We start from the raw sequence: 20445 nt of genomic DNA on the forward strand, positions 1-20445 counted from the left end.
CTTCTATCTATGAATGTAATCTGTAGAACACACTCACGAAAAGTTACTAAGCTCTCTTCCCATACTGGCCGTTGACAGGGATCTCGATCGGTACCGTCGCCCACGAACTCTCGCGCCGGACCGAGATCGACGGTTTCAGCCGGAATTTCGGCCGGGTAGCGGGGTCGAAACGTCAGTTCGAGCTATCGTTCTCAGAGTAAGTCCTATACACGGTGATGGCATATCCACACGTATATGGACGACGTCGGTGCGACGACGACGCGTCGGAGGGTACTCACGGCGGCGACTACCGGAATCGCCGGTGCGCTCGCCGGCTGTACCGAGAACCTCTGGTCGCGGGCCGAAAGTCCCGGCCCGGAGCAGGTCTCTCTGACCATCAAGGCGGTGCCCGCGGACGACGACGTCGTCGCCGCGAAGATCGCGAGCAAACTGCGAGAGAACTTCCAGGCAGCCGGGATCGACGCGACCTTCGAGCCGACGGCCAAGGCGGAACTGTACCGCGAAGTCCTCCTCGACGGTGAGTACGACGTCTTCGTGGCCAGATGTCCCGAACTCGACGAGTACGACGGCCTCCGCGGGCTGCTCCACTCGAAGTACGTCAGCGAACGCGGCTGGCAGAACCCGTTTCACTTCTCCGACGTAACCGTCGACGAACTGCTCGAGTCGCAGCTTACGAGCGAGGGAGAAGAGCGCGAGCAGTCGCTCTCCGAGCTATTCGAGCACCTCACGGAGACGGTTCCGTACGCCGCCGTCGCGTTCCCCCACCGAATCGGGGCCACGCGGGACGAACTCTCGATCTCCGTACCACCGCGAGAGTCACTCGACTACGCCGAGATCGTGTCCCAGGAGCCCGACGAAGGGTCCCGGGAGGGACCGCTCGAGGTCGGCGTCTTCGGCGAGCAACTCACCGGCCGGCTGAATCCGATCGTCGTCGATCGCAACGCGATCTCCGGACTGGTAGAGCTGGTGTACTCGCCGCTGGTCTATCGGATCGACGACGAGGACGTCCCGTGGCTCGCCGACGACGTCGAGTGGGAGTCGGGTAGTCGACTCCGTGCGACGGTCACGTTACACGACGACTCGACCTGGCACGACGGAGAGTCACTCGACGCCGACGACGTCGCCTTCACGTACCAGTTCCTCGAGGATACGTCGCTGGGCGAGGCCGAAAGCGGTATCCCCGCACCGCGGTACCGGAGTCAGCAGAGCCTCGTCGAGAACGTCGCTGCGGTCGACGATCGAACGGTCGAGTTCACCTTCGAAACCGGAACCCAGTCTATCGCGGCCCGGGCGCTTCGGGTCCCGCTGTTACCGGAACACATCTGGGAGCCCCGCTCGTCCATCGTCGGAGAACGCCAGACCGAGGCGCTCGTCGACGACAACGAGGACCCGATCGGCTCGGGCCTGTTCACGGTCGACGACGTCACGGAAGACGCCGAGGTCGAACTCGGACTCTTCGACGATCACGTCTTCCGCGACGAGACGGCGGATCGCCCCTCTATCCTCGAGGACTTCCCGCAGTTCGAGGGCATCCGGTTCCAGGTCGCACCGAACGCCGGCGCGCTCGTCGACCTCCTCGCCGAGGGGGAGGTCGATCTCACGGGCAGTCCGCTTCCGGCGGACGAGACCAGCACGATCCTCGAGAACGCGGAGCTCTCCGCGCTCACCGAACCGACCGAGGAGTTCTACATGATCGGCTACAACGGTCACCACCAGGAGCTCGGATATCCCAACTTCCGCCGGATCCTCTCCCGACTGATCGACCGCGAACACGCCGTCGACCAGATCTTTGCCGGCTTCGCGGATCCGGCACGGACGCGAGGCTCGCTCTTCGGGATCAAAGACACCGAACTGGCGGCGGACGAGGACACGGTCATCACGAACTTTCCCGGATCGGACGGCGAGGTCGATTCGAGTCAGGTTCGAAGCCTCTTCGAGGACGAAGGATACGGGTACGACGACGGTGCCTTACTCGAGTAGCCGGCGAGACGCCACCCCGTAACGGGTGGGGATCCGTGTCCCCGTGGTAGCGACACGCGGGTGAGCCAACCGGTCCGTATTAATGCTTCCCGAGCAGTATGTACTACACATGACGCTGCTCGACGTCGTCCTCGAGCTCGTGATCGTCGTGACGGCGATGCTCGCCACGGCGACACTCGTGCTCGTCGGACCGAAGCGGATCGCGGCCGCGATCCGCGGCTATCGGTGGCGACTCGAGGCCTGTCTGCTCTCGATCGCCGCACTCGTGGTCGTGCTGGCCCTCCGATTGTCGACACGGGACGTGGTCCGGCGGCTCGAGCGACGCGTGATCGGACACAATATCACGGACGATCTGTTCGCGCTGGAGGAACAGCTCTTCGGCGAGACGCCCGTCGCGATCCTCCAGTCCCTCCAGACAGAGGCACTCACCACGTTCTTCGTCTTCATCTACATCTACGGCTACGCGTTCTTGCTCCTGTTCCCGATCATCGCCTACTTCGCACTCGAGGAGATGGACGAACTCTCCACGCTGCTGCTCGCCTTTACCGCCAACTACGGCATCGGACTGCTCTGTTATGTTCTCTTTATCGCCTACGGGCCGCGGAACTTCGATCCGATGCTGTTCGAGGGGCTCCTCTACGATGCGTTTCCGCAGTCCCACTCCCTCACTGGCCAGGTAAACCAGAACACGAACGTGTTTCCGTCGCTGCACACGTCGCTGTCGATGACGGTATTCTTCGTCGCCTGGGTGACCCGTGATCGGTACCCGCTGTGGGTCCCGCTGTCGGGCTTTCTCGCGATTAGCGTCGCGCTCTCGACGATGTATCTCGGCATCCACTGGTTCTCGGACGTCGCCGCGGGAACGGTGCTCGCGCTGATCAGCGTCTACATCGGAGTCAACTATACCGTCGACGGTCTTGTCGCAACAGGGCGGCAGTACCTCGGGCAGCGATTCGACGTGCTCGGAAAACCGGGCGGCGAGTGATCTCGCCGCTTTCGGCCGTCAGCGCCGTTTTCAACTCGTCGATCGCCGGTATCCGGGGATTTTCACGGTCGGGGTCGTCGATACGAGTATGATCGTTCACTGGCACCGGCGGGATCTTCGCGGCACGGACAACCGTGGGCTCGCTCGAGCCGCTGGAGACGGGCCGGTCGTTCCGGCGTTCGTCTTCGATCCGGCCGTTCTCGAGCACGCCTCGCCGGTCCGGGTCGCGTGTCTCCTCGAGGCGCTCGGAGAACTCAGAACGTGGTACCGCGACCGAGGATCCGATCTCGTCGTCGCTCGCGGGGAGGCGAGTGCGGTGATTCCCGAACTGGCGGCCGAGTACGACGCCTCGACCGTCGTCTGGAACGCGGACTACAGCGGACTCGCCCGGGAGCGCGACGAGGCGGTGACGGCGGCGCTCGAAGACGACGGGATCGCGTGCGAACCCGTCCACGACGCGATTCACCACGAGCCGGGATCGATCTCTCCGAATCAGGGCGAACACTACTCGGTGTTCTCGTACTTCTGGAAGAAGTGGCGGGACAGGCCGAAACGAGACCCCGTTTCCGCACCGGCCGACGACGACCTCGCCACCGTTTCGGGTGACCCACTCCCGTCGCTCGCGGATCTCGGTTTCGACGATCCCAACGCGAATCCGCAGCGGGTCACGCAAACTGCGGCTCGGGACCGCCTCGAGGCGTTCTGTTCGGGGCCGATTTATCGGTACGACGAGGGACGGGAGTATCCCGCCGCCGAGATGACCTCCCGACTCTCGGCCCACCTCAAGTGGGGGACTATCGGTCCACGCGAGGTGTATGCGGCGACCGAACGGGCGGCCGACGATGCGGAATCGGCCGCGGAGCGCGAGAGCGTGACCGCGTTCCAGCGCCAGCTCGCCTTCCGTGAGTTCTACGTGCACGTGCTCGCGTTCAATCCCGAGACTGTCGTCGAAGACTTCAGCGAGTACAAACGCGAGATCGGCTGGCGGAACGACCCCGACGAACTCGAGGCCTGGAAGGCCGGCGAAACCGGCTATCCGATCGTCGACGCCGGGATGCGCCAGCTTCGAGCCGAAGGGTGGGTTCACAACCGCGTCCGAATGCTCGCGGCGTCGTTTTTGACGAAGGATCTGCTGGTCGACTGGCGCGAGGGGTACGACTGGTACCGACGGACGCTGGCGGATCACGAGACGGCGAGCGACGTCGGCGGCTGGCAGTGGGCCGCCTCGACGGGAACCGACGAACAGCCGTACTTCCGCGTGTTCAACCCGATGAAACAGGGCCGGGAGTACGATCCTGACGCCGAGTACATCCGTGAGTACGTCTCCGAACTCGAGGGGGTCCCGGCCGAACGGATTCACGAGTGGCACGAACTCGACGACGACGACCGAGACGCGCTCGCGCCGGGCTATCCGGCGCCGATCGTCGACCACGCGGAACGCCGGGAGAACGCCATCGCGGCGTTCGAGCGGGCGCGTGGCGAGGAGTAACGAGGGTAGTCGGCACAGCAGCGATGGATCGTGACGATCCGGCCTCGGTAACTGGCCTCTTCAGCGCGTAGTCGGCCCGTACTGGGTGTTTGTCACGGATCCACAATGACCACTATCCTTATCGGTGGGAACCTGTTAGCTACTCGTATGACCTCTCCAGACGATACGTCGACGCCCGGAGGAGGGGGGAAACCGACACAGTCGATCATCGAGGGAGTCGCTCATCACGAGGGTGTCGACGTGACGGAGGTCGAGCCACCCGCGTACGAACCGCTCTACGCCGTTATCAATCCCGAAGCGCTCGACAACCTGTTTCGAACCGCAACCGGTTCCGCCGCGGCCGACGCACACGTCTCACTCGAGTACGCGGGGTACGATATCACCGTCTACGGTGACGGAAGAGTGGACGTCGCGGACCCGTCGACCGGGGAGATCGTTCCCGACCACGTCGACGAGTGACCGAACCGACCGGAACCGACGCTGGGACCGTTCTACTCGCCGATCTCGATCGTTCGACCCTCATCGCTCGAGCGATAGATCGCGTCGATCACTCGCTGGACGGCGAGCGCCTGCTCGACACTGGCGGTACTGCTCTTGCCCGTCGCGACCGCGTCGAAGAACGCGCGCTGTTCCTCGCTGTGGGTGTCGTTCTGGTGGGTTTCGATCGACGTGTCCTCGAGGTGATCGGGGCCGACCTTGCTCGCGGAGTGAACGGAGAGGTTGCCGTCGAGCAGATCGAACATGGCGGCGGACTCGGTCCCGCGGATGACGAACTCGTTGTTTTCGGGTCGGTTCGTCGCCCAGGCTACCTCGAGTGAGATCGTTCGGTCGTCGGCCGTCCGGATGAACGCGCTCGCGGAGTCGTCGACGTCGAAGCCGGCGGGCCCCGCGTCGTCGCCCCACATATCGAGATACGCGTACTCCTCGCGGGAGCCGAACTCGCCGCGGGCGACGCCGTTTACCTCCGCGACGGTCGGATAGTCGAGCAGATAGAGTGCGAGATCGATGGCGTGGACACCGAGGTCGATGAGGGCGCCGCCGCCAGCGATCTTGCGCCGCGTAAACCAGGAGCCACGACCCGGAATCCCGCGTCGCCGGACGTAGTTCGCCTCGACGTGTGAGACGTCTCCGAGTGCGCCCTGTTCGATCCGGTTGTTGACGATCTGGACGGTGTTCGCGAATCGGTTGTTGAAGCCGACCATACAGTAGCCGTCGCTTTCGGTTGCGGCACTGGCGATCCGCTCGGCGCTCTCGAGGGAGTGAGCCAACGGTTTCTCGAGGAGAACGTTCAGATCACGGTCGAATGCGTCGACGGCGTACTCTTCGTGATACTTGTTCGGTGTGGTGATGATGACGGCGTCGACCGCGTCGTACAGTTCGTGGTGGTCGTCGTAGACATCGACGTCGTACCGGCGGGCAAAGCGCGTGCGTGCCTCGGCAGCGACGTCCATTCCACCGATTAGCGAGACGTCGAGGTCGCGAAGGCGCTCGGCGTGATATCGGCCGATGTTCCCGAGCCCAACAATACCGGTTCTGATGTCGGTTCGTGGTGTTGTCATTGGCGTCGTGTTTCGTGGAGTGGTCGTGATTCGGTGGGGCGATTCGAGCGTGACGGGTTCATTCTCGGTTTCGTATTGAACCACCTTTGCTCCGTCGCTCTGTCGAGACAGTTCGGACTCTGCAACGAACTGTCCCAGCGGGTAGTCGGTAGCTATCTCGATAGAAAGAGATCGACTTCGAGGGAACTAGTCTTCGGCCTCGGTCGGGGTCGTCCCAGGTTCGGATCCCGGAAGGTCGACGATCCCGTGAACGAGCGCGTTTCCGTTTGCCGCATCGAAGAGGTGGACGTTCGACCGATCGAGCACCACGTCGACCGTCTCCCCCTCACGGATGTCGGTGTCAGGAGTGACGCTCATCAGGAGCTGATCCGGAGACTCCATGGGATCTTCCTCCATCGTCCGCTCTGCGCCCTCACCGAGCATGAGGTAGACGAAAATCTCGTCGCCCATCGGCTCGAGGACGTCGGTCGTCACCTCGATGCGACTCGTCGGGTGCGTGACCGCGTCGGCCTTTCTCGCGAGATGGATATCCTCCGGCCGAACCCCGAGCGTAGCGGTGTCGCCGGTGCCTGCACCAGGAACCGCCGCGTGGTCGAGTTCGACGTCGAAGTTCTTCGTCTCGAGTCCGCCGTCGACGACCTCTCCCTGGACGAAGTTCATCGACGGCGAACCGATGAAGCCCGCGACGAACAGGTTAGCGGGCTCGTTGTAACAGACCAGCGGTGGATCGATCTGCTGGAGTTTGCCGGCGTTGAGGACCGCGATCCGGTCGGACATCGTCATCGCCTCGGCCTGATCGTGGGTGACGTAGACGATCGTCGTCCCCAGTTCGCGGTGGAGTCGCTGCAGTTCCGTCCGCATGTGGACGCGCAGCTTCGCGTCCAGGTTCGCCAGCGGCTCGTCCATCAGGAAGACGTCCGGGTTGCGAACGATCGCGCGGGCGATCGCGACCCGCTGGCGCTGCCCGCCGGACATCTCGTCGGGCATCCGCTCGAGCATTCCCTCGAGCTGGACGATGTCGGCCGCCTGTTCGACGCGACGTTCGATCTCCTCGTCGTCGTACTTGCGAAGCCGGAGACCGAACGAGACGTTGTCGAAGACGTCCATGTGCGGGAACAGCGCGATGTTCTGGAAGACCATCGCGACGCCGCGGTCCTTGGGGGCGAGGTTCGTGACGTCTCTGTCGCCGATGTAGACGTTCCCGTCCGAGGGCCGGGTCAGTCCTGCGATGGTCTCCATCGTCGTCGACTTCCCACAGCCCGAGGGGCCGACGAGGCAGACGAACTCCCCGTCTTCGATGTCGAGGTTCATGTCGTCGACCGCGATGACGTCTTCGTAGCGTTTCGTGACGTGTTCGAGTTGTACTCGTGCCATTGTTGTGAGTTGGGTGAATCGGTTTGGATTGGATTCTTGGTTCGAATCGGATTACTCCTTGAGTGCGCCAGCGGTGAGTCCGCTGACGATCTTTTCCTGGGCCACGATCACGAGGATCGCGACCGGAAGGACGCCGATGATGCTCGAGGCTGCCATCAGGTGGAACAGGATCTCGTACTGTCCCTGGTAGCCGAGGATGCCCTCGAGCAACGGCGCCCAGTTCTCCGGCTGGCCGTCGGTCATCAGGAACGAGAAGAAGAACTCGTTGTAGACCGCGATGAACGTCAGCACACCGGCGGTCGCGACGCCGGGTGCCGACAGCGGAATGATGACCCGGAACAGCGCGCCCAGGCGGGTCGTCCCCTCGACCCGGGCGGCGTCCTCCAAGCCGTCGGGAATCTGTGCGTAGAACGTCGTGAGGATGAAGATTGAAAGCGGTATGAAGATCGCCGAGATCGGAATCACCATCGCACCCGGCGTGTTGTAGAGGGTCCCATCGCTCATGATGGGCTCTAACATCGAAACCGGGGTGTTGAACAGGTCGTTCAACGGGATGAAAAACGCCGCTGGCGGGAAGAACGACACGACCAGCACGAGCAACATCAGCGGCGTCCTCCCGGGGAACTCGAGCCGGCCGAAGGCGTAGCCCGTGAGGCTGGCGATGACCAGCACGAGGATCGTGGAGGCCGTCGCGATGACGAAGCTGTTGAACATGTACCAGTGGAACGGCAGCACTTCGAACACTTCGATGAAGGCCCCGGGATTGAACCCGTTCGGCGTGAACACGATATCCTCCAACTGTCCTTCGGGCGTCAACGCGACCATTAGCAGCCAGTAGAACGGGAACAGCGTCGTGAACAGGAAGAATATTGCCGCGACGTAGAACATCGCTTTGTAGACGCGCTCGGGGCTCTGAATGGAGCTCTCGACCCATCGCGAAAACGGGCCGCGATCGAGTTCGGCATCGTCGGTCCCCCCGAGCGCTGTGCCGCCGTCGGCGACCCGGGTGTGCGGTCGACCGCCTCTCGGAAGGTGACGATTCACGTTCTCGCTGTAGCCCTCGGAGCCGGCAGTTTCGCCGCCAGCTTCGACGTCGGTGCCTCCGTCTCGGCTCGTATCGTGATCGTTGGGTGTCATCAGTAGAAACCAGCCTCCGTATCGCGGAAGAGGACGATATACACCGTGATGAGCAGGCCAATGACCAGGGCCGTCAGGAACGCCACGGCGGCGGCCGTCCCGAAGATGCGGGTCCCGCCGAACATCGCCTCGACGACCATGCAGGTCAGCGACGGGACGGTCGTACAGCCGACGCTCGACTCGATCAGTCCGTACACTCGCATCGCGTCCATCGTGCGGAACAGCATCGCGACGAGCAGCGCCGGCAGGATGAGCGGCAGCGTGATCATCTTGAACCGCTGCCAGGGTGAGGCGCCGGACACTCGAGCCACGTCGTACAGGCTTCGGTCGACGCTCTGGAGGCCGGCGAGGATCAACAGTGCCATGAAGGCTGTCGACTTCCAGATGTCGGCGATGAGGACGATGATGAACGCGTCCTGACTGTCGGCGAGCGGGTTCGGACCGAAGACGCCGAACCACTGCATCAGGTCCGTCCCGAAGCCGACTTCCGGCTGGAACATCAGGAAGAAGATCATCCCCTGGATGACGATCGGGACTGCCCAGGGAAGGATGATCGCGACGCGCACCCAGCGTCGACCGCGGAACTCCTGGTCGAGGATGAGCGCCTGACCGAAGCCGAACACCGTCTCGAAGAAGACGCTGATGACGGCGAACCCGAGCGTGACGAACAGCGCCTGCTGCAGCAGCGGCACGCCGAAGTCGACGAACGGGAACGACGCCGACAGTGTCACGTCCATGAACTGCTGTGCCAGCCTGACGTCGCCCGTGAGCACGTTGACGTAGTTTTCGATGCCGACGAAGTCGCCGAGCGCCTCACCGCCCCGCGTTTGATCCGCCTGGAGCGACATGATAAACGTCATAATGAGCGGGTAGAACGCGATGAACCCGAGCAACAGGAACGCGGGGATCAACAGGAGGTACGCGTAGGCCGCCTCGCTGAGGCTTTCCATCCAGTTGACGACGGCGTTGCCGGTCCGCTCCCGTTCGGGAGTTTCGCCGCCGATCCCGGTATCGGCGTCAGTCGCCATCTTCGTCCTCCACGTCAGCTTCGCTCAGTTCGAGCCGTTCTTCCAGGTCTTCCATCGCGGCCTCCGGCGACTTCACGCCGCGGTAGGCCCTGTTCACCTCCTGAAAGATGTACGCCGACTGCTCCGGCCAGATGTCGGTCACCGGCCGAGGAACAGCGTTGTCGCCGGCGATCTGGATGGTGTCGGCGTAGTGTGCGACGGGGCCGCTCTCTTCGGGGTCGACCTCCTCGAGCAGTTCCAGGATCGGCGGCAGCCAGCCCTGTACCTCGAAGACCGTGAGCATGACCTCCTCGGTTGCGAACGCGTCCAGTACCTGGATCGCTTCCTCTTCGTTCTCGGATGCGGGATTCAACGTCAGGTGCCAGCCGCCGAGGGCGGACGCGGGACCGCCGAGTCCGTCGTACTCGGCCTCGTCCTCTTCGACGCCGTACGGCATCGGCATCATGTCGATGTCCTCGCCCATTCCTTCGTCGTGGGCGATCGCGATCGAGTACGGCCAGTTCCGGTGTGTCACCACGTTTCCGCCCGCGAAGGGGCCGCGAGCCTCTTCTTCGGTGTACTGGACGATCGCCGTCGGTGCGATCTGCTCGTACCCCTCGAGGGCGTGCTCGTCCTCCTGGCCGCGGATGAACGTCCGCATCATCCGGATCGCATTCAGGACGGGTTCCTCGTTGACCGTGACGTCGCGGCCACCTGCTTCGAACAGGTCGTCCAGTCCGCCGAAGTACGCCCCGCCCCAGGTGCTCATCACCTCGTTGAAGGTACAGCAAGCAAGCCCCTCGTACGGGGCCGCCTGCGTGGTAAAACCCGTGGCGACGCCGGTTTGGTCCCGGACGTCGGCCGCGACCTCGGAGAACTCCTGCCACGACAGTGGCTCGGTGTCCCAGTCGTCGGTGTCGTAGCCGGCCTCCTCGACGAGATCCGTGCGGTACTGCATCGTCCCGAAATCGGGGAACAGCGGCAGCGCGTGAAGCTCGTCGGTCTCCGGGTGACGGGCGGTCTCGACCGCCGCGTCGAGGTACTCGTTCTCGATCATGTCGACGGTGTCATTCGAGAGTCGATCCTCGAGGTTCACCGTCTGTTCGCGCAGGATGAACGGGATCGTCCACCCGCTGTCCATCATGAACACATCCGGCTGGGAGCGCTCTGCTTGCAGCGCGGACTGTGCAGCGAATCTGCGCTGCCCGGTTTCGTCGGGTCCGGTTCGAACCTCGATGGTGATATCCTCGTCGAGGCCGGCGTCCCAGAGCGCCTGATGCAGCTCTCCGTCAGGGGCCATGATGTCCTGAAAATCAGTGTCTCCGTAGGCGATAACTGACCCTTCTTCTGCTCCCCGACCGAGACAGCCCGCCAGACCGACCGTTCCGGCGCCAGTCACCGAGGCCGCAGCGATGAACGACCTGCGAGAGACACTGGCAGTTGTCTTTTGCCGTCTCCGATCTCGATCCATCTTTCTTTGGGACCACGTTCACAGCCTTAATTGTTAGCCTATAAACATCATAATACCATGAAAATCTCCCTATCAGGTTCGTATAATCTTGGAATACTTGGCCAATGTGGACATATGGACAAATGACTGTGTCGCCACCTGATACGTCGGAGCGGAGCCGATCCCGGACCGGCGAGTGATCGGTAGCGAAGACGTGCCAGCGTGGCATCCAAATCGATCGGGATCGCTTTCAGAGACGTATCGGTCGTACCGACGCAGAGGCGGTCCGCGGCGTGGGTCACGATCGCGAACGTCTGCGGGATACGTTCCGCTGAGTCGACTGTCGTCGATCACGGAACGAGTCGATCGGGGCTGATCAGTCTCGCGTTTCGCTCGTCAATCGTCGATGACCGGCGGCTTGTGGCGACCGATGTGGATCTCGTGGGATTCGACGTCCTCGAGTGCGGCGACCCGACCGCCGACGGTAACCTCCGTTTCCTCTTCCGTCTCGAGGGTGATCGCGGCGACTTCCTCGCTCACCTCGAAGGAGACGTCGATGATTCGGCCGCGAACGATCCGCTGTCCGCCAACGGCGACGTCTCGCCCGACGATCGTCGCGTAGAACTCGCCGCCCTCTTCGATGATGTCTTTCACGCAGCGGCGGATCGACGCGTACTTGCGGGGGTAGTTTCGTGGATCGCTGTCCTCGCCGAGCGTTCGCTCGGCAGTCGTCCAGAGGACGGTCCCGAAGAACCCGGAGACCAGAAAGCCGAGCGCCGAGCGGTTGAAGATGACGCCGTACCGATCCTTGTCGTCTCGAAGCGCATCCTGTGTCGCGTAGACGGAGTAGTTCCCGTCGGCGACGGCGAGTACCGGCGTCGTAATCCCACGTCGCGCACGCGTCGTCGTCGCGACCGCGGTGTAGTCGAACGCTTCTGGATCCGGCGCTTCGGCCGCCGGCGTAACGATCAGATCGATGCTCACGCCACTGTCGAGTGCGGCCGCGAGTTCGTCCTCGAACCGAGTGAGCAGGTCGGGCGTCAGCGACAGGGAGAGTTCGTACTCGGCGTCGTTGATGATCTCCTCGAGGTAGCGCAGGATCGTCGACCGGGACTTGACGAGCGAGACGGCCTCCGTCTCCCGGGCCGGCGCCGTGTAGCGCGCCTCGAGTTCGTCGATCATCTCCTCGAGCGAGTGCTGGACCTCGTCGAAGGCGTCGGCGGGATCGATCGCGACCACCTTCATCGGTCGGGATTCGCGGAGTTCGACCAGACCGCGATCGCTGAGACTGCGAACGGTGTCGTAGACCCGCGGCTGCGGAATATCGGTTCGGTCAGCGATCTCGCTCGCGGTCAGTTGCCCCTGCTCGAGGACGGTCAGATAGGCGTCGATCTCGTACTCGCCGAGGTTGAATCGATCCCCGACGTGCTCGACCGTCGAGCGAAGTTCGTCTGGTGCCATACGTGTTCGCAGTATTCCAACGAATAAATGATTTATTCTAACTCGAGTAGCATCGCGTTTCGAAACGGCGTTATCGGTCGGCAAGCGAGAGGGTCAGAACCCTTAACCACGATGGCCATGAGAGTGTTGCCATGCTCGAGGACGACCCGATGAACGAGAGCGCCGCGGTCGAAGCGGTCAGCGACGTGGTTCCCACGGTCGTCCCGGAGTTCGTCGTCGCGCTCGCTCTCGCCACGTTCGTCCTCGTCGTTGGCTGGTACCTCTCGAAACTCGTCGTTCGGCTCACCGGCCGAACCGTCGCGCGTCGAATCGAACGACCGAGCGTCACGCGAACCGTTCTACGCGCCGTCAGAGCGTCCGTTCTGGTGGTGACGCTCGTCGTCGTCGCCAGCATTTTCGGCGTCGGTGGGACGGAGATCTTCCTCTCGGTGACCGTCATCTCGGCCGTGATCGCGGTCGTGCTCGCGCCGCTGGTCGGGAGCTTCATCAACGGGCTGTTCGTCATCGCCGACCGGCCGTACGAGATCGGCGACATGATCGAGATCACCGACGAGGGTCACAGGGGGTTCGTCGAGGACATCACGATCCGATACACCAAAATCTTCACCCTCCAGAACACGTTCATCGTCATCCCGAACTCCGACATTCAGGAGCGGGACGTGATCAACTACTCCGCCGAGGACGAACGCACGCGACTTACGCTGGAGTTCGAAGTCACCTACGAGTGCGACCTCGAGACCGCCCGAAGCCTGGCCGAGCGCGCGGCCCGGTCCGTCGAGGTCGTCATCACGGGCGGTCCCGACATTCGAATCGGGAGCGCTCGATACGGGGCCGCACCGTCCTGTACTATCAAGGAGTACGGCGATAACGGCGTCGTGCTGGAACTGTTCTTCTGGGTCCAGCACCCGTACAAACTGTCCGTTGCCCGCTCGGCCGTACAGACGGCTATCTGGGAGCGGTTTGCGGACGCCGACATCGAGTTCGCCTATCCGCACCGCCACCACGTCTTCGACGAACACAGCGGCACCGCACAGATGGCCGTCGACGAACCCAGTCTGGATCGGTCGAGTGCCGATTCGCCGGTCGATCCGGCCGAGGGTTCGACTGATGGCGGCGACCGGTAAGTAAAATGGAGTGAGAACGTAGACAGAGCTACGTCGCGCGCGCGCTCTCGACGGTGATAACCTCGCAGTCCAGATGCGTGCGCAGGTAGCGGTCGATGTCCGGATTGTCGGTGAACCGGCGGAAGAGCCGACGCAGTCGGCTTGCCTGCTGGCTTCCGATGACTACGGCATCGGCTTCCTCGGCGGCAACCTCGTCGAGGATGCTCTCCTCGACGAGAAAGCCCGTTCGAACGACGTACCGCGCGTTCTCGAGTCGGCCGAACGTCGATTCGACGGCGTTTTTGAGGTCGATTCGCGTCACTTTCTTCCCGTTCTGGTAGAGGTCGACGTGGAGGACGGTCAACGCGGCGTCGCGTTCGCGCGCGACCTCGATCGCCCGCTCGAGCGTCCGGCGCGAGTGCTTCGACAGGGGATACCGGACGGGAACCACGACCAGCGTCATCACCCAATTGAACGATACCTGGCCGGGTAAACCTTTCAGTTAGGACAGTCCGGGTTGTGAACGTATCGCACGTTACGGTTCGACGACAGTCGATTCCGGAGAGACAGTCATTTACTGCGAGCGACGATATGGGGAGATATGGAAACGAGGTCGACCGAGGACGGCAATACCGTCTACGTCTCGACGACAGACGGCGATAGAGGCTCCAAGGGGCCATTTCTCGTCGCATACGAGACGCCGGATGCGGAGCGACGGTACGGCTGGTACTGTACCAACTGCGAGAGCTTCGACAACGCGATGGATTCGATGGGCCGAATCCAGTGCAACCAGTGTGGGAACTTCCGGAAACCGACCGAGTGGGACGCGGCACACGAGTAGGTTTGGTTCCGGGATATCGCGAGGCGGTCGGTTCCGCGATACAACCAACCGCCGGATTCCCACCCCGACGGCTTCGGCGACAATCGCTACTTACTGTCCACCGATCGCGGTCCATCGTTTGCATCTGTTGTCCAAAATCCTCGTATTTCGTTTCATCACACGTCGTTCGCGCCGAAGGACTGTGCAGGACCAACGTTTATGAGGTATGCCACCGTAAGTAGCAATTGAATGGGTCCTGTTAACATGCGACTCGTCGAGCAGGCCAGGTCGATCTTCGCCGACATGGGTTACACCGTCGAAGGCAACGGCCCCGAGTTCCGTGCCGAACGCAAATGGAAGGTCGTTCACGTCAGTACGGTCCTCGAACTCGACGAACTTCCGCCAGCCACCGGCCAGTTCCACTGCTTCGTCGCCCAACCCGAGGACGCGGACAGCCTCGAAGCAAAACTCGAGCGAATGAACCCGAACTACGAGTGGGCGATCATCGTCGTCGACGGCGACGACTATCAGGTCGAACGCGCGCCGCCCGGTCCGCACGTCTCCGCCTGAGCAGCCCCGAATCACTCGTTTTCAAAACAGTTACGCGGAGCGAGGAGTCGTTACTCGAGCGCCCCGCGCGTCGCCGTCACGCCCGCGCCGGGATCGACGTCCGCTCCCATCGACTCGAGGACGTCACCCAGCGCTGTCACCGCGTAAATGACGTTCTGCGGTCGCGCGGAGTGGCCCATACAGCCGATCCGGAAGATCTCGCCGTCCAGATCGCCGAGTCCGCTGGCGATCTCGAGGTCGTAGCGCTCGAGTAACTCACCACAGACCTCGCCGTCGTCGATCCCGTCGGGGACGCGGACGGCGTTCAGGCTCGGCAGCCAGTACTCGTCGGGCGCGTTCATCTCGAGTCCCATTCCCTCGACGCCCGCTTTCAGCGCGCCGGCCAGTCGTTCGTGGCGTTCCCAGCGCTCTTCGATCCCCTCTTCGGCGACGAGTCGCAGCGCCTCGCGGATCGCGTAGACGTTCGTGATCGGCGCGGTGTGGTGGTAAGCCCGTTCGTCCCCCCAGTAGCCCTCGAGCAGGGAGAGATCGAGGTACCACGAGCGGGGGTCTTCCTCGCGCGAGAGGACTTTGTCCATCGCGTCGTCCGACAGCGTCAGGGGGCTCGCGCCCGGCGGACAGGAGAGACACTTCTGGGGGCCCGCGTAGGCGACGTCGACGTCCCACTCGTCGACCCGGAGTTCGACGCCGCCGATCGAGGTGACGGTGTCGGCGATCACGAGCGCGTCGTGGTCGTGAGCCGCGGCGGTGAGTTCCGGCACGTTCGGCTGGAGGACGCCCGTGCTGGTCTCGGCGTGAACGAACCCGAAGACGTCGGGATCGTGTTCGGCCAGGGCGTCGGAAACCTGCGCAGGGTCGAGCGGCTCGCCCCACGGCGCATCGACCTCGACGACCTCGCCGCCGGCGCGGCGGGCCATCGACGCCATTCGGCCGCCGAAGTAGCCGTTCGTCGGCACGAGCATGGTGTCGCCCGGCTCGACGACGTTTCCGATTGCGGCTTCCATCGCGGCTGACCCGGTCCCCGAAACGGGGATCGTCCACCGGTTGTCCGTCCGGAACGTGTACCGCAGCAGCTCCTGGACCTCGTCCATGATCTCGACGAACGACGGGTCGAGATGACCGACGAGCGGCGTGCTCATTGCCCGGAGCACGCGGGGATGCACGTCGCTCGGCCCTGGTCCCATCAGGGTTCGGTTCGGCGGCGTCAGTTCGTCGGTCTCGGGTACGTCCATCGAATCGTCGGCACCTGCCATGCCACGTAGTGGGACGGGGATCCTCAAAAACGTTCACCGACCGGCGAACGATACCACTACCGGACTCGGGCGATCGTCCGTCTCGAGTCGTGGTCGGGTGTGGATCGGTCGCATCTTGCTATCACTAGCCGTACTTTGAATACCTCTCACAGTGTACCGTAGCCAGCAATGGTATTCAAGAAGATCACACTGATCGGAACGAGTACGGAAAGCTTCGACGCTGCCGCCGACGACGCAATCGACCGCGCCGAAGACACGCTCCAGAACGTCTACTGGGTCGAGGTCGACGAACTCGGCGTCGAGATCGCGAGCGTCGACGACCGACAGTACCAGGCGGAGGTCACCGTCGCCTTCGAACTCGAGGACTGAGGCCGCCTCGAGCGTCGATCACCGCCGACTCTAAATGATCGCGATGCGTTCCTCGAAAAGAGCTGTACTGAGACGGGACTGTTCGTGGTGACGAGTTCGAAAACGGACTACGTCCGGAACGACTCGCCACAGCCGCACTCGCTGACGACGTTCGGGTTCTCGACGTGGAACCCTTCGGCCTGCAGGCCCTCCTCGTAGTCGAGAATGCTGCCTTCGATGTACTTCAGGCTCGCCGGATCGACGAACACGCGCAGCTCGTGGTGTTTGTAGATCGTGTCGTCCTCGTCGGGGGCGTCGTCGAACCGCATTCCGTAGGAGAGACCGGCGCAGCCACCCTGCTGGACGAAGAGTCGAAGCCCCGCCTCACCGGCGTCGAGACCCTCGCTTTCGAGCAAGGAGAGTGCCTGTTCGGCCGCTATTTCCGTCACCTCGATCTCGGGACGAGCGTCCGCGGTCCCACTGTCCGCGCTATCCGTGCTCATGTAGTACCCTTCCGGCGCAACGGTGTTAACCTTGACGCCGCGAGAACACGGTACTGACAGCGCCGGCGCTAGCCGTATCGGTCCGGAGACGACGATCTGCCGGCGACTCGATCTCTCGTCGTTCCACGCGCGCTCTCGCGTTAGCGACGTCGATTCCCGCCGTCGTCGCTTGGACTCGCCCTACACTCGTGATCGCTGCTGGACCGACCGATAGTACGTCCCGAACAGCCGTTCGTCGTTTGCCGAGAGTTCGACGTTGTTCTCGGCTAGCAACTCGATCATCCGTTCGATCTCGCACTCGTACCACATCGAGAGGAGTCGGACGTTTTTCTGCGCGTAATCGTAGTTACGTTCGAGGACGCGTGCATCGGTCGGGTCGACCTCACACGGTTCCATCTCTTCTCGTACTCTGTTATGCAGCTACGTAAAACCAATCGCAGATTAGTGACGTGTGTGGTAACTCCTACCTCGCGTAGGGCCGGATTACGAGTCGTCGACGGGATCGGTTTCGAGTCGGAGCCGGACGCTCTCGGCGTGGGCCTCGAGTCCTTCCGCCTCGGCGAGGCTCGTGATCGTCCCTCCGAGGTCGGCGAGTCCCTCGCCCGAGAGCCGCTGGACGGTCGTCGACCGCAGGAAGGTTTCGACCGAGAGCCCGCCCGTCACGCGCGCACCGCCGTTCGTCGGCAGGACGTGGTTGGTGCCGCTGGCGTAGTCGCCCGCGGCGACCGGCGTGTTCGGGCCGAGGAAGACGCTGCCGGCGCTGTCGATCCGCTCGAGGATCGACTCGTCGTCGGCGGCGAGGATCGAGAGGTGTTCGGGGGCGTAGGACTCGGTAAAGAGGATCGCCTCGCTCATCGACCGGGCGAGCAGGACGCCGCTGGCGTCGTTCGCGAGGGTCTCGCGGATCACGTCCTCGCGCTCGCGCTCGCTCGCCTGTTCGTCGACGGCGTCGGTGACTGCCTCGGCGGTCGCCTCGTCGTCGGTGACGGCGACGACCGACGCGTTCGGATCGTGCTCGGCCTGGGCGACCAGTTCGCTCGCGACGAGTTCGGCGTCCGCAGTTTCGTCGGCGACGACGACGACCTCGCTCGGGCCCGCGAGGAAGTCGATCTCGACGTCGCCGCGAACTTCGGCCTTGGCTGCGGTAACCCACCGGTTTCCGGGACCGACGATCTTCTGAACGCGGGTGATCGTCTCTGTCCCGTACGCCAGCCCCGCGATGGCCTGTGCACCGCCGACACTGAAGACCTCGTCCGCGCCAGCGACGTGGATCGCGGCCAGCGTCACCGGGTTGAGTTCCTCTGCTGGGGGCGTGACGACCGTCACGTGGTCGACGCCCGCGACGACCGCCGGGACGACGCCCATGATCGCGCTCGAGGGGTACGCCGCCGAGCCGCCGGGGACGTAGACGCCGACGCGCTCGAGCGGTCGAAAGCGACGACCGAGTTCTCTCCCGTCGTCGAACTCCTCGCGCCAGTCCGTCGGAAGCTGCGCCTCGTGGAACTCTCTGACGTTCTCGGCGGCCGTCTCGATCGATTCCAGCAGGTCGTCGTCCAGTTCCTCGGCGGCTCGTTCGCAGTCGTCGGTGATCTCGAGGTTCCCGACCTGGACGTCGTCGAACTCGGTGGTAAACTCGCGAACGGCGACGTCGCCCTCCTCGCGAACCCGGTCGACGATCTCCCGAACGTCTCCCCTGACCGACTCGATGCCGGCGTCGCGTTCGAAGAGGGCGACGCGGTCGTCCGGCCCGAGGTCGGCGATCTCCCGCACATCGACTGTCATACCCTGCCTTCGCGTGGCGATCGAAAAACCGTTTTCATCACGGCTCCGAGTTCTCGATCTTCCAGATCCCCGTCGCATCGAGGGTCGCCCTGACGAAGAGATAGACCAGGAGTACGAATCCGACGACGGCGAACGGCGCCTGGAGCAACTCTGCGACGCCCCGACCGAAGACAAGTTGGCTGAAGCCCCGAACGAAGAAGCTCAGGATAACGAGTCCCAACGCGACGATGGCGAGTTTGACGAACCCGGATCGGTCCATGTGTCGACGTACGCGCAGGACCGCTAAACCGTACCGGTTACGCGTTTCATCCGACGGTCGCGCTCACTGTGCACAGCTTCCGACCTGCCCGTTGGCAGCACGACAAAACGCTCGTCGAGCGTCGGCGCTCGGATGTCGAATCCCGGGATGCCACTCACCTCGGGCCGTAGCGCATTTTTCGGTTGTACTTCGCGTGCGCGCGAAGCGCGAGACGCGTAGTGCAGTACGCTCGCACCGCGAGCACACAGGCGTCGCATAACTATCCGCTCCCCGCGTGGACCTCCGGCTATGTGGCCCTGGGAACACGCAATCGTCGGCTATCTCGCGTACTCGCTGTTCTGCCACGTCGTCTACCGGGAGTCGCCGGGGGGACTCGAGGCGTTTGCAGTCGTCTTCGCCTCGGTGCTGCCGGATCTCATCGACAAGCCACTCGCCTGGGAGTACGGCGTCTTCGGGTCGGGGTACGCGCTCGGCCACTCGATCTTCTTCGCCGTGCCGCTCTCTATCGTCGTCGGACTTCTCGCGCGCCAGGCGGGCCGGCCTCGAGCCGGTCTCGCCTTCGGACTCGGGTATCTGCTACACCTCCCGTCGGACGTGCTCGATGCCTACGCCCGGAACGGCGTCTTTCAGTACGAACTGATGCTCTGGCCGGTTGAAACGACCCAGGGCTCGAGCCAGGGACAGGGGTTCATGATGTACTTCATGCAGTTGTTCGAGGGATACCAGAGTGATCTCCTCGCGGGAGAGCTCTCGACGTACCTCTGGATCCAGCTCGGTATCGGGCTGTTTGCGTTCGTGGTGTGGCTCTACGACGGGGCACCGGTGCTCCGCGAGTGTCTACTGGGGGCCAAGCGGCTTCTCGTCGACCTGCGGCGGCGAGCCTTCGGGTCGCTCGAGGATTCTCCGGAACGCTAGGGCCGAATTTCTGGACGACCGCTGTCGGAGCCCGTTTCCCGCATCTGGGAGAAGGGAGAACGTCCACTGTGTATCTCACTCTTTTTTCGAGTACGTTCTCCGCTGGGTGTGATTCTCCCTCTCGACAATGATCAACGTGGGGCAGTCAACGTCCGAGACGACGGCCTTATGTATTACCCGGGCACTCGATACTAATGTGAACGACGTGGCGCACGCCGCCACGTTCCCTCCGGCCGTTCTCCGGCACGGAGGCAGGTCACATATTCGACCCTCGTCTTCGACGCCGTTCTCGGCGTCGCGGTACGACGGCCTTATAAGGATAGGTCGCGTACTCTGGGTTACGTGCATCACCTCGCCGGATGCGGTTTTCGGCGCAGGTGCGATCCGTTGCCCTTAAGTGTATACGGGGGTTCGGATGTAATGCAACACGTGATCGACGGAGCGTTCAAC

At 63.3% G+C, this 20445-nt stretch carries 21 protein-coding genes; 9 read left to right on the forward strand and 12 right to left on the reverse strand.

Annotated elements, in window-relative coordinates; genetic code table 11:
* The first annotated feature begins 234 nt into the window (after positions 1–234).
* From CV102_RS19090 to CV102_RS19105, 4 genes are all read left to right on the forward strand, one after another.
* Positions 235–1980, forward strand: a complete 1746-nt coding sequence (locus tag CV102_RS19090) for an ABC transporter substrate-binding protein (RefSeq protein WP_148859626.1) — start codon at positions 235–237, stop codon at positions 1978–1980.
* Positions 1981–2089: 109 nt separating this feature from the next.
* Complete coding sequence (locus CV102_RS19095; protein ID WP_148859627.1) at positions 2090–2965, forward strand: phosphatase PAP2 family protein; 876 nt, start codon at positions 2090–2092, stop codon at positions 2963–2965.
* Positions 2966–3053: 88 nt separating this feature from the next.
* Complete coding sequence (locus tag CV102_RS19100; RefSeq protein ID WP_148859628.1) at positions 3054–4454, forward strand: cryptochrome/photolyase family protein; 1401 nt, start codon at positions 3054–3056, stop codon at positions 4452–4454.
* Between the two features lie 147 nt (positions 4455–4601).
* Positions 4602–4913: a HalOD1 output domain-containing protein gene (locus CV102_RS19105; RefSeq protein ID WP_148859629.1), complete on the forward strand. Its 312-nt coding sequence runs from the start codon at positions 4602–4604 to the stop codon at positions 4911–4913.
* A gap of 32 nt (positions 4914–4945) precedes the next feature.
* Here the strand turns inward: CV102_RS19105 and CV102_RS19110 are convergent, their stop codons facing one another.
* The 6 genes from CV102_RS19110 to trmB form a co-directional block, all read right to left on the reverse strand.
* Positions 4946–6013, reverse strand: a complete 1068-nt coding sequence (locus tag CV102_RS19110; RefSeq protein ID WP_148859630.1) for a Gfo/Idh/MocA family protein — start codon at positions 6011–6013, stop codon at positions 4946–4948.
* A 186-nt stretch (positions 6014–6199) separates the two neighbouring features.
* Positions 6200–7387, reverse strand: coding sequence for an ABC transporter ATP-binding protein (locus CV102_RS19115; protein ID WP_148859631.1), 1188 nt, complete (start codon positions 7385–7387; stop codon positions 6200–6202).
* A gap of 51 nt (positions 7388–7438) precedes the next feature.
* Positions 7439–8524 carry a carbohydrate ABC transporter permease gene (locus CV102_RS19120; protein ID WP_148859632.1) on the reverse strand — a complete coding sequence of 362 codons (1086 nt, stop codon included), beginning with the start codon at positions 8522–8524 and terminating at the stop codon, positions 7439–7441.
* A complete protein-coding gene (locus tag CV102_RS19125; RefSeq protein ID WP_148859633.1) occupies positions 8524–9552 on the reverse strand; it encodes a carbohydrate ABC transporter permease in 1029 nt (342 codons plus the stop codon). Before CV102_RS19125 ends, CV102_RS19120 begins: the two co-directional genes overlap by 1 nt.
* Positions 9542–11002: an extracellular solute-binding protein gene (locus CV102_RS19130; protein WP_148859634.1), complete on the reverse strand. Its 1461-nt coding sequence runs from the start codon at positions 11000–11002 to the stop codon at positions 9542–9544. Before CV102_RS19130 ends, CV102_RS19125 begins: the two co-directional genes overlap by 11 nt.
* Positions 11003–11377: 375 nt before the next feature.
* On the reverse strand, positions 11378–12442 hold the full coding sequence (gene trmB / locus CV102_RS19135) for an HTH-type sugar sensing transcriptional regulator TrmB (protein ID WP_148859635.1): 1065 nt from the start codon (positions 12440–12442) through the stop codon (positions 11378–11380).
* Between the two features lie 131 nt (positions 12443–12573).
* Between trmB and CV102_RS19140 the strand changes: the two genes are divergently transcribed.
* Positions 12574–13566: a mechanosensitive ion channel family protein gene (locus tag CV102_RS19140; RefSeq protein ID WP_148859636.1), complete on the forward strand. Its 993-nt coding sequence runs from the start codon at positions 12574–12576 to the stop codon at positions 13564–13566.
* A 28-nt stretch (positions 13567–13594) separates the two neighbouring features.
* Here the strand turns inward: CV102_RS19140 and CV102_RS19145 are convergent, their stop codons facing one another.
* Positions 13595–14008, reverse strand: a complete 414-nt coding sequence (locus CV102_RS19145) for a universal stress protein (RefSeq protein ID WP_148859637.1) — start codon at positions 14006–14008, stop codon at positions 13595–13597.
* 138 nt (positions 14009–14146) lie between these two features.
* Between CV102_RS19145 and CV102_RS19150 the strand changes: the two genes are divergently transcribed.
* Entirely contained in the window at positions 14147–14386 is a 240-nt protein-coding gene (locus tag CV102_RS19150) for a DUF5816 domain-containing protein (protein WP_148859638.1), read from the forward strand.
* A gap of 243 nt (positions 14387–14629) precedes the next feature.
* On the forward strand, positions 14630–14935 hold the full coding sequence (locus tag CV102_RS19155; protein WP_148859653.1) for a DUF7116 family protein: 306 nt from the start codon (positions 14630–14632) through the stop codon (positions 14933–14935).
* A 50-nt stretch (positions 14936–14985) separates the two neighbouring features.
* Here the strand turns inward: CV102_RS19155 and CV102_RS19160 are convergent, their stop codons facing one another.
* On the reverse strand, positions 14986–16188 hold the full coding sequence (locus CV102_RS19160) for a pyridoxal-phosphate-dependent aminotransferase family protein (protein WP_148859639.1): 1203 nt from the start codon (positions 16186–16188) through the stop codon (positions 14986–14988).
* A 168-nt stretch (positions 16189–16356) separates the two neighbouring features.
* On the opposite strand from CV102_RS19160, the gene CV102_RS19165 reads away from it, so the two are divergent.
* Positions 16357–16557 (forward strand): dodecin, encoded by a 201-nt coding sequence (locus CV102_RS19165; protein ID WP_148859640.1) that lies wholly within the window; start codon positions 16357–16359, stop codon positions 16555–16557.
* Between the two features lie 107 nt (positions 16558–16664).
* Here CV102_RS19165 and CV102_RS19170 read toward each other — a convergent pair whose 3' ends face one another.
* From CV102_RS19170 to CV102_RS19185, 4 genes are all read right to left on the reverse strand, one after another.
* Positions 16665–17039 (reverse strand): HesB/IscA family protein, encoded by a 375-nt coding sequence (locus CV102_RS19170; RefSeq protein ID WP_148859641.1) that lies wholly within the window; start codon positions 17037–17039, stop codon positions 16665–16667.
* Between the two features lie 180 nt (positions 17040–17219).
* Positions 17220–17435, reverse strand: a complete 216-nt coding sequence (locus CV102_RS19175) for a hypothetical protein (RefSeq protein ID WP_148859642.1) — start codon at positions 17433–17435, stop codon at positions 17220–17222.
* Positions 17436–17522: 87 nt separating this feature from the next.
* A complete protein-coding gene (gene hisD, locus CV102_RS19180; protein WP_148859643.1) occupies positions 17523–18821 on the reverse strand; it encodes a histidinol dehydrogenase in 1299 nt (432 codons plus the stop codon).
* 37 nt (positions 18822–18858) lie between these two features.
* Positions 18859–19080, reverse strand: a complete 222-nt coding sequence (locus CV102_RS19185) for a hypothetical protein (protein WP_148859644.1) — start codon at positions 19078–19080, stop codon at positions 18859–18861.
* 288 nt (positions 19081–19368) lie between these two features.
* On the opposite strand from CV102_RS19185, the gene CV102_RS19190 reads away from it, so the two are divergent.
* A complete protein-coding gene (locus CV102_RS19190) occupies positions 19369–19995 on the forward strand; it encodes a metal-dependent hydrolase (protein ID WP_148859645.1) in 627 nt (208 codons plus the stop codon).
* Positions 19996–20445 lie beyond the last annotated feature (450 nt).

The sequence above is a fragment of the Natronococcus pandeyae genome, assembly GCF_008122205.1.
Lineage (GTDB): Archaea > Halobacteriota > Halobacteria > Halobacteriales > Natrialbaceae > Natronococcus > Natronococcus pandeyae.